At 54.7% G+C, this 9106-nt stretch carries 7 protein-coding genes; all 7 read left to right on the top strand.

Annotated features, from left to right (window positions below):
• Positions 1-2422, top strand: a 2422-nt coding sequence (locus tag FBQ85_21360; protein ID MDL1877686.1) for a tetratricopeptide repeat protein, incomplete at its 5' end; no start/stop codon positions are given.
• A 210-nt stretch (positions 2423-2632) separates the two neighbouring features.
• A complete protein-coding gene (locus FBQ85_21355) occupies positions 2633-3388 on the top strand; it encodes a DUF4159 domain-containing protein (protein MDL1877685.1) in 756 nt (251 codons plus the stop codon).
• 75 nt (positions 3389-3463) lie between these two features.
• Positions 3464-4225 (top strand): DUF4159 domain-containing protein, encoded by a 762-nt coding sequence (locus FBQ85_21350; protein MDL1877684.1) that lies wholly within the window; start codon positions 3464-3466, stop codon positions 4223-4225.
• Between the two features lie 101 nt (positions 4226-4326).
• Positions 4327-5355 carry a MoxR family ATPase gene (locus FBQ85_21345; protein ID MDL1877683.1) on the top strand — a complete coding sequence of 343 codons (1029 nt, stop codon included), beginning with the start codon at positions 4327-4329 and terminating at the stop codon, positions 5353-5355.
• 38 nt (positions 5356-5393) lie between these two features.
• Positions 5394-5990, top strand: a complete 597-nt coding sequence (locus FBQ85_21340) for a hypothetical protein (protein ID MDL1877682.1) — start codon at positions 5394-5396, stop codon at positions 5988-5990.
• Between the two features lie 287 nt (positions 5991-6277).
• Positions 6278-7207: a DUF58 domain-containing protein gene (locus FBQ85_21335; GenBank protein ID MDL1877681.1), complete on the top strand. Its 930-nt coding sequence runs from the start codon at positions 6278-6280 to the stop codon at positions 7205-7207.
• 17 nt (positions 7208-7224) lie between these two features.
• Positions 7225-9106 (top strand): VWA domain-containing protein (locus tag FBQ85_21330; GenBank protein MDL1877680.1); only part of this gene is annotated, 1882 nt, incomplete at its 3' end.

Genomic DNA, 9106 nt, shown 5'->3' with positions numbered 1-9106 from the left:
AAGCCGCGCCTTGCTCACACAGGCGCTGGCTGCAACGCCGGAGGCAAAACTGCGGCAACGCCTCGGCGAACTGAATTTATTCCTGGGCGAACAGCGCGCGGCGCGCGACAACTTTGCCGCGGCCCGTCAGCTTTCCCCGCAATATCTTCCCAGCCAATTTTATCATGCCCTGCTGCAATGGCATTTCGGCGAACGCGTGGAAGCGCGCCGCGGTTTTGAAGCGCTGCTGCAATTCTATCGCACAGCGCCCTCGCCCGCAGCCGCCGAGATTGCGTTGGTGGCGCGCGCCTGCATTTATCTCGAACGGTTCCATGACGCCAATCGCTTGTTTGAGAAAGCCGTAAAGCAGGAACCGCACAATTGGCTGCTTTATCTTCCCTGGGGCGAACTCTTTCTCGAAAAATATAATGACGGCGAGGCCGCTTCGGTTTTCAGTGAGGCGCTGCAACAAAATCCGACATGCGTCCCGGCGTTGCTGGGTTTGGCGCGGGCGCAAGCGGCAAACAATTTGAGCGCCGCGCTGGAGAAAACTCAAGAAATTCTCGCCCAAAATCCTCAATCGCCTGCGGCGCGCACACAGGTTGCCGAACTCTTGCTGGCGGCGAATCAAGAAACCGAAGCTGCCGGGCATGTCACAAAAGTGTTGCAATCGTTTCCGCAGTTCGCTTCGGCGCTCGCGCTGAAGGCGGTGTTGGCGGATCGCAAACAAGAGGCGGCTGAAGTCACGCAAATCATTGCGCAGGCCGCGGCGCTCAATCCCAACGATCCTTCCGTATTAATCCGGCTCGCAGAAGATGCGGCGCGGCGTTATCTGTTTAAAGAATCCGTGCAATACTATCGCCGCGCGGTGGAGTTGGATGCGGAAAATTGGACAGCGGTGGCGGGGTTAGGCACGAGCCTTTCCCGCCTCGGGCAGGATCAAGAAGCAAAACGGCTGCTTGAAATCGCATACAAACACGATCCGTTCAATGTGCCCACCGTCAATTTGCTGAATCTCTTCGATGAATACGTCAAGTATGACACCATTCGCACCGCGCATTTTTTGATCCGTTTGCATCGCGATGATCGTCCGATCATTGGCGCGGAAGCCGCTGCCTTGTGTGAAGCCGCATATCAGGCCATGGCGCCGCGCTACCGCGTCACCCCGGCTTTGCCCATCACGGTCGAAATTTTTCCCAAACATGATGATTTTGCCGTGCGCTGTTTCGGGCTGCCGGGCGCGCAATACTTTTTGGGCATCTGCTTCGGCCCGTTGGTCACCATGAATTCGCCGCGCGCGCGTGATCGCGGCGACTTCAACTGGCAGGAAACGCTGTGGCACGAAATTGCGCATGTCATGCATTTGGAGTTGACCAACAATCGCATCCCGCGTTCGTTTGCCGAAGGTTTGGCGGTTTATGAGGCGGCGCAAGCGCGCAGCGAGTGGGGCATGAATATGGAACTGGCCATGATTCGCGCGTTGCGCGGCGACTATGTTTTTTCTCTCAGCGACCTGGATGAAGGTTTCACACGCCGGCCCGAACTGGTCTCGCTGGCATATTATCAAGCCTCGCAGATCGTCGAATACCTGGCGCAGCGTTTTGGTTTTGAAAAAGTGCTTGCGCTTTTGCCGCATTTCAAACAGGGCAAGAAAACTGAAGAGGCCATCAAACTGGTTTTTCAGCAAACCAGCGCGGAGTTCGATCAAAACTTCCGGCTCTTTTTGCGTGAAAAGTTTCAACCGGAGCGCGTGCAAACGGAGCTGCAAGCCGCGAAATCTTCCGACAAAATCATCGGTAAACTATTCGGCCAGCAGCGCAACACCCCGCCGGCCAAAGATGGCGAAGCGCTGCGCGCGCTTGCCGAAAATGAGCCAAATAATTATTTCGCAGCTTTGCTCTATGGCAAGTACCTTGCAGAAAACAAACAGGCCGGAGAAGCTGAAAAATATCTGAAGCAGGCAAAAGCCTTGTTGCCAGCTCATGTCGGCCAGGATAATCCTTACCTCGTGCTGGCAGATCTGTATTGGCAGCAAGGCCGCCAGGCCGAGGCCGTCGCGGAACTGGAGTTTCTCACCAGTCGCAACGGCGAAGCGCTTGAGGCTGCGTTAAAATTGACGGACTGGCAGCTTGCGCGCAAAGATAGCGCTAATGCCGCGCGTGCCCTGGCGCGCGCTCTGGCAATTTATCCTTATGACCTGAAACGGCAACGCCAGCTCGGCGAACTTTACCTGGCTCTGCGCCAGCCGGCCAAAGCTCTGCCTGCTTTTGCCGCCGTGCTCGGTATGCAGCCGCCGGATCGCGCCAACGCGTATTGCGCCCTCGCCGAAGCTTACCTTCGTCTCGGCAAACGCGACTTGGCGCGCAAACACGCCCGCCTGGCCCTCGAAATCGCTGCGGACTACGAACGCGCACAAGAAATTTTATTGCGCGCGGTGGAATAGATCAAACGCCTCAAGAGGTTACTTGAGATTAAATTTTGATTTCTTGAAACCCAATGTGACAAGCTGCAACGTGGCAAGGGTAAGCGCAAATGAAGAACATGAAAAATTAGCGTTTATTCGCGCCAATTCGCGGTTTGAGCAGGCTTACCGAAAAAGCAAATTCGTCCTGCTCAAGAGATGAAAATCTGATTGCCGCCGAGGGCGCCTTTCATGACTTGGCAAAGAACAATGAAATGCCTTTGTGTGACATGGCTCATGTTGGGTCTGGCAGCGTTCAGCAGCCAGGCGCAAACCCCGGAGCCTGCGAACGGCAAATCCAACGGCCACACGCCTGATGCCATGGCCTTCTCCTTCGTGCGTATCGAATGGGAGGGCGGGCGCACCGGTTTCGGGCGCGGTTTTGGCGGCAGAGGCCCGCTGTGGGCGCACGATTATCCCACCGCCGAACAAAATCTTTACGTCGCACTCGATGCCTTGACGACTTTGCCCATTACGTTCGAGAACAAAGTTCTCTCGCTGCGTGACGAAGCGATTTTTGATTTTCCCTTGCTTTATATTTGTGAAGTAGGTTATTGGACGCCGGACGAGGAAGAAGCCAAATTCTTGAGCGAATATTTGAAGCGTGGCGGCTTTTTGATCGTTGATGACTTTCGCAGTGACTTCGAATGGAGCAATTTTGTCCGGCAAATGCAACGCATCGTGCCGGAGGCGCCGCAGTTGCTGGAGCTTGATCATCCGGTGTTTCATTGTTTTTTTGATTTCACCGAGTTGGGCCTGCATTCGCCCTACTGGGGCCTGACGCCGCATTATTATGCCATCTTTGACTCCGAAGGCCGCATGATGGCTCTCATCAATTACAATAACGACATCGGCGACGGCTGGGAATGGCCGGAAACCGACCGCGAATTCTCGACCGAAGCCTTCAAGCTTGGCATTAATTATTTGATTTATGCGATGACGCATTGATCAGTGAAGCTGAATTTATTGCACGGACAACGGCCTGCCGTCGCGTCTGTGCCGCGTCTTTGATGAGCCTTGCATATGAAAAAAATTTTGCTGTATCTTCTCGCGTTGACGTTGCTCATAAACTTGCCCGAGCCGGTTCCGGCGCAAACGCTGCAACCGGAGGCCTTCACCTTCGTGCGCATCAAATACAATTCCGGCAAATTTTCTTACGGCTTCCGCCTTCGTTTTCAAATGTGGGATAGCTGGGAAGTCGATTACCCCACCGCCGAGGAAAATTTCATCAGCGTCTTCGAAGAAGTGACGAAACTGCCCGCCACCGATCAAGCGTTGGCCGTCGGATTAACCGATCCGCAGCTTTTCGATCATTCGTTCGCCTATATCCTGGAAGTCGGCTACATGCAGCTTTCGCAAGCAGAAGCCGATTCCCTGCGCGAATGGTGTTTGCGCGGCGGCTTCTTGATGATCGATGATTTTCACGGAACCGCGCAATGGGAAAATTTTTTGTATGAATTTGGCAAAGTGTTCCCCGATCGCCAACCCGTGCGCTTGCGGCCGGATCATCCGGTGTTTCATTGTTACTTCGATTTCGATCAGGCGCCGCCGCCGGTTCCGGGGCTTGGGCCTGTTATTCGCGGCACAACCTACGAATCCGATGGCATCGAGCCGCAATGCTGGGGCTTTTTTGATGACAAGAACCGTCTGATGGTCCTGGTAAATTTCAATGTCGACATCGGCGATAGCTGGGAACATTCGGCTGATCCCAAATATCCCAAGAAGTATTCCCTGGTCGGACATCGGCTGGGCATCAATTATGTTATTTATGCCATGACCCATTAATGAATAAGCGAAGCGGGCTTCGGTGAACGCATGCACGACGTTTCGGCAGGGCCTGCACCCAGTCCGGCTCATGAACAAAACCTCAAAACGAACCATCTGACATGGATCCCAAAACTTCTCCCGAAACTTTCGACGACAATCAACTCACCGAGCGTTTGCAACAAGCGCGCGACGCCATTCTGACCGAAATCCGCAAACTCATCATCGGCCAGGATGAAACCATCGAGTTGGTTATGATTGCCTTGTTCACCGGCGGACATTGCCTCATTACCGGCGTGCCGGGCCTGGCCAAAACGCTGTTGATTCGCACACTTGCCACGATTCTCGATCTTGATTTCAAGCGCATTCAATTCACGCCGGATTTGATGCCCGCGGACATTACCGGCATCGATGTGATCGAGGAAGATCGTACCACCGGCAAACGCATTATGAAATTCATCAAAGGGCCGCTTTTTGCCAACATCATTTTGGCGGACGAGATCAACCGCACGCCGCCCAAAACGCAGGCGGCTTTGCTGGAAGCCATGCAAGAGCATCACATCACTGCCGGCGGCGTAACCTATCATCTCGAAGAGCCGTTTTTTGTGCTAGCCACACAAAACCCGATTGAGTTGGAAGGAACGTATCCGCTGCCCGAAGCCCAGCTCGACCGCTTCATGTTCAATCTAGTGATGGATTATCTCCCGGAAGAGCACGAGGTGCAAGTGGCAACCACAACGACGGGCAATCTCAACCCGACGCTGAAACAAGTGGTGAGCGGCCCGGAGGTGCGCGCGTTTCAATCCCTGGTGCGCAAGGTTTTTGTTTCGCAGGAAGTGGCCCGCTATGCTGTGCAACTCGTGCGCGCCACGCGCCCGACAACGCCAAACGCGCCGGATTTTGTGAAAAATTGGGTGAATTGGGGAGCCGGCTTGCGCGCTTCGCAATATCTCATTCTCGGCAGCAAGGCGCGCGCGGTGTTGCGCGGCCGGGTCAACGTGTCAGTGAAAGACATTCAAGCGCTTGCGCTGCCGGTGTTGCGCCATCGTGTGCTCACCAATTTCTTCGCGGAATCGGAAAAAGTCAAAGCAGAGGATATTATCAAGCGCTTGTTGGAATTGACGCCAACGCCCAAATCCGGTTTATCCTGATGCCCCCGGCAAAAACGCGGCCCGTCATATTGGGTTTGATGATTTATACTGCTCTCGTGGCCGGCTGCTTTTCCAATGAAAAGCGTAAATCTCTGATCCGGCAAGCGGTGCACGAGGAGTTGCGCGTGCATCCGCGCGCCACGCTCATCGATCTGTACAAATCCTTTTTTCAGGGCGCTTTTGGCCCCGGCCACATGATCCCGGATCGCGAAGCGGCGCGGCGTTATTTGGAGGCCGAATTGCAGAACAGCGTCGCATTTGATTCCGTGTTGTGGCAGCCGGTTGGCGAGCGCAGGCAATTTTATCGCCTGAATCTTAAACTGGTCAAAGAAGGCATCATTCCGGCAGAGGCTTGTTTGGAAGCCTTTGTGCAAAGCGCCAACGCGGCAAAGCCGCCTGCGCTGGAAGAATGGCGCCAGGAATGGCAGATGATCGAATCTGTAATTGAGGACATGAACCTCGCGATTTCCAATTTTGACGAAGATAAAAACCTGCTGCAGCAAAAATTGGAAAGAGGAGAGATTATCGGCCATCACAGTGCAACCTTTGAAGAGCTTTATCACCCGCATTATCGCGTCGTGAGCCAACATCATTTTGAAGATTTGCAAAAACGGTTCCTGCTGCCGGCGGAATGAATTAAGCCTGGCAGCGCTCAACACAATTCGATTTTCAACTATGAAACCGCGAATACACGCGAATATACGCTAATGCATTGATTCGCGGTTTGAGATATAGGCCATAGGGCGCTCAAAATCAGAATGAAATTCTGGAAGTTTTTCGCCCATTGAAATGAAATCCCACAGAAAAGGTTTTTCTGTGGCAGCTCTACTTTTGTGGGCGATGTCCTCAAGGCTGCTCGAAAAGCTTCGATTTTCAGTTTGTCTGAAAATCGGTGTGGGAAAGTTATCAAGACGATATTGCTATGGCGCCTCGCCCGACATTACGCTTCATCGATCCGGAGATTCTCTCGCGCATCAAAGGCATGGACCTGCGCGCGCGCACCGTGGTCGAAGGTTTTCTCAGCGGCCTGCACCGCAGCCCGTATACCGGCTTCAGCATCGAATTTGCGGAATATCGCCAATACACACCCGGCGACGATCCGCGGCATATCGACTGGAAAGTGTTTGGGCGCAGCGACCGGTATTATGTCAAGCAATATGAAGACGAAACGAATTTGCAATGCAATATTCTGCTCGATCTTTCCGGCAGCATGGCCGGCACCAGCGGCGCCGCGCTTCGGCGGGAGGCGCAGGCGCGCGTGAGCAAATTCGATTACGCGCGTTATCTCGCAGCCTCGCTCGCGTATTTCATTTTCCAGCAGCGCGATGCGCTCGGCATGGTGGCGTTCGATGAGGACATTCGCCTGCAAATTCCGGCAAAATTCCGCCCCGGGCATTTGCTCAACATGTTGCGCGAGCTGGAAACGCTGGCCGTTGGCACTAGCCGGACAAGCAATGTCAAAGTTCTGCATCAAATTGCCGAAGGCATGAAGCGCAAAGGCATGGTGGTGCTGATCAGCGATTTCTTTTGCGATCTCAAGCCGCTGGCAAATGCCTTCGAACATCTGCGCTTTCGCGGCCATGATGTGCTGGCTTTTCAGGTTATGGATGATTTCGAGTTGAATTTTGATTTCAATCGTCTCACGCGCTTCGTCGGCCTGGAAAACGAGACGGCGCTGCTCGGCATGCCGCAGGCCCTGCGCGAGGCGTATTTGCAAAACCTGCAAGCGCATCAAACTGAATTGAAACGCTTATGCGGCGTCAATCGCATTGACTACACCCTGCTGCGCAGCTCGCAGCCGCTTGATTTTGCGCTGCACGCCTATCTCGCATCACGCAGTCAAAAAATATAGACGAACGTCTTATTCTCATGCTCGATTTTCTCACAACGCCCTATCTCTTCATCGGCGCCGGTGCGGCCGCGGTTCCGATCATCATTCATTTGATCCATCGCAACCGGGCGGAAACCGTGTTTTTTGCCGCGATGCGCTTTCTCAACAAAACTCCGGCGCATTTGCTGCGGCGCCAAAAGCTGAAACAAATTTTGTTACTGGCGATGCGCATTCTGGCATTGGCATTGTTGGGCCTGGCGTTTGCGCGACCGCTGTTGGTGGGCGAAAAAGGCAGTCGTGTGCTCGGCCAGGATTCCCAAGCGCTTGCGCTCGTGATCGATGTTTCCGCGAGCATGGCCGCCGCCCGGCATTTTCAAAATGCTGTCTCCTCGGCCACTGAGATTATCCAGAGCGCCGGTGAAGCCGATCAAATCTCCGTCATCACTGCCGGCGCTGCGCTCGAAGTGTTGGCGGAAAATGCTGCGCCCAGCCAGGCGCTGGCAGCGCTGGCGCGTGCGCAACAACAGCAAGCCGCCAGCAACTTGCGCGAGGCCATTCAATTTGCCGACAACCTATTGCAACAGTCGCCCGTGCGCCGCCGGCGCATTTATCTCATTTCGGATTTGCAAGCGACCAACCTGCCGCTCGGCAATCTCACATTAAACAGCACCGCGGATTGCCTCCCGGTTGCCGTCACGCCGCGCTGGCAAAACGTGGCCGTGCTCGAGGGCGAGCGCGTTGAGCGCGAAGGCCGGCTTTCATATCTCTGCCGCGTGCGCAATTTTGCCGATATGAAACAAGAAATTGAAGTGCGGCTGGTTTCCGGTGCGCAAAGAGCGCGTCCGGGCATGACACAACGTATTACCCTCTCAGCCGGCGAAGAACAAACAATACCGTTCACGACAGCAGAATTGGGCACTGCCACCGCACCAACGGTTTATTTTGAAATCGCTGCGGCGGTTGATGATTTGCCGGCCGATAATCGTTTTTATCTTGCACCCAAGACCTTGGGCAAACATCGCGTGCTGCTTGCCATTGGTGACAGCAATGCGGAATTTTTTCTGCAGCATGCCCTCGAATTGCCCGGCTCCGGATATAGCGTGACGCGCACCTCGCCCAACGCCATCGAAGCGCTCATCTCCGAGGAATTCTCTGCAATCGTGCTGGCCGGCGTGAGCGGGGTGAGCAACAACGCCGCGCAAAAACTGGCGGCATATGTGCAGAATGGCGGCGGCCTTTTTATCGCCCTGGGTAACAAGCCGCCGAATGAAACATTCAACCATTTTCTCGCGGATCTTCTGCCGGGGACGATTACCGGCGCGGCCTCCCGCAGCCGTGAGCAGGTGGCATTGACAGAGATTGATTTTGCCCATCCCATCTTCACAATTTTTCGAGACCCGGCAAACGGGGATCCCAGTTCGATAGCCGTAACGACACATTATCAAACCCAAGCCAAAACAGCAGCAATCCGAATCGCGGGTTTCGAAGATGGGACGCCGGCGTTGCTCGAACTTGGCGTGGGCAGAGGCCGGGTTTTGTTGTGGACGTCGACGATTGATTTGAGCAGCGGCAATTTGCCGATGCGCGGCATCTTTGTGCCTTTGCTGCATCAATGGATTGGGTATGTTCGCCGTGCGGAGCCGCAGAAGGCCGCGACCTACGTCGGCCAGCCGATTTTGCTCAGCGATGAATTTGCGCCCGAGCACGGGATCACCATCACTCGCCCGGATGGCAGCAAACACGAATTGGAAAATGCCGGGCAATCCACCTTCTCAGGAACGACCACGGCCGGGCATTATCTCTTTGAACAAAACGGCAAACGCGTGTGGCGCGCGGTAAACCTCGATATGCGCGAATCCGATCCGGCGGCATTGCCGGTAGAGGATTTGCAAGCGCGCCTCTCCCGGCCCGACGAAGAAA

It is taken from the genome of Cytophagia bacterium CHB2, assembly GCA_030263535.1.
Lineage (GTDB): Bacteria > Zhuqueibacterota > Zhuqueibacteria > Zhuqueibacterales > Zhuqueibacteraceae > Coneutiohabitans.
The sequence above is the reverse complement of the archived record's forward strand: the minus strand, read 5'-3'. Positions and strand labels throughout refer to the sequence as shown.